Origin of the sequence: Nocardia cyriacigeorgica (genome assembly GCF_010858045.1) — a bacterium.
In the GTDB taxonomy this organism is placed as follows: domain Bacteria; phylum Actinomycetota; class Actinomycetes; order Mycobacteriales; family Mycobacteriaceae; genus Nocardia; species Nocardia cyriacigeorgica_E.
In genome coordinates, this window is the sequence record NZ_JAAGVC010000399.1 from 1 (window position 1) to 276 (window position 276).

A 276-nucleotide genomic window follows, 5' to 3' on the forward strand; every position below is an offset into this window, starting at 1 on the left:
TCTGGGATCTGGCCGACCGTGACGCGGGTCGCTGGATCGTGCCGCTGGGTGTCAGCGGTGATCCGCGGTCGCCCAACTTCGAGGATCAGGCGCCGCGTTGGGCGCGCGGGGAACTCATTCCGATCCTCAGTGACTGGGCGCGCGTGCGCGCATCCGCCGACCGGCATGAGGTCTTCGATCGAGTGGCGACCTCCGACGTCGGTTCCGGCATCGCGGCATACCGGCTCGCGCGGACCGCGGTGGTGCCGCTACGGCCGGGGTAGCCACGGCGAGGTG

General features: G+C 71.0%; 1 protein-coding gene. It reads left to right on the top strand.

Annotated elements, in window-relative coordinates; genetic code table 11:
• A partial coding sequence (locus tag GV790_RS30195; protein ID WP_163818204.1) for a penicillin acylase family protein occupies positions 1–263 on the top strand: 263 nt, incomplete at its 5' end.
• Between the last annotated feature and the right edge of the window lie 13 nt (positions 264–276).